The sequence below is a fragment of the Gemmiger formicilis genome (assembly GCF_016901605.1).
Lineage (GTDB): Bacteria > Bacillota > Clostridia > Oscillospirales > Ruminococcaceae > Gemmiger > Gemmiger formicilis_B.
This window is the reverse complement of the sequence record NZ_JACJKP010000522.1, coordinates 1-350: the sequence shown is the minus strand read 5'-3', so window position 1 is coordinate 350 and position 350 is coordinate 1. Positions and strand designations below refer to the sequence as shown.

Annotated in this window: 1 pseudogene; it reads left to right on the top strand. The window is 60.0% G+C overall.

The features are described from left to right. Positions 1–112: 112 nt before the first annotated feature. Positions 113–350: pseudogene (locus tag H6B10_RS15750) on the top strand (GTPase ObgE); the annotation flags it as partial.

The following is a 350-nucleotide window of genomic DNA, read 5'->3' as shown; positions in this document are numbered from 1 at the left end:
GCCGCGACCGCAAGCGCTGCACGGTCAAGCAGTAAAAAAACCAGACGGGCGGGCCGGCATGGCCTGCCCGATTTTTGTTACAAACGGTGCCCGGCACCGCACGAGGTATACTATGGCAACCAGTAATTTTATTGATACCGCGACCATCTGGCTGCACGCCGGCAAGGGCGGCGACGGTGCCGTAACTTTTCACCGCGAAAAGTTTGTGGCGGCAGGCGGTCCCGACGGCGGCGACGGCGGTCGCGGCGGTGACATCATTTTTGTGGCCGATGACAACCTTTCCACGCTGATGGACTTCCGCTACAAGCGCAAGTACACGGCAGAAAATGGTGAGAATGGCCGCGCCAAGC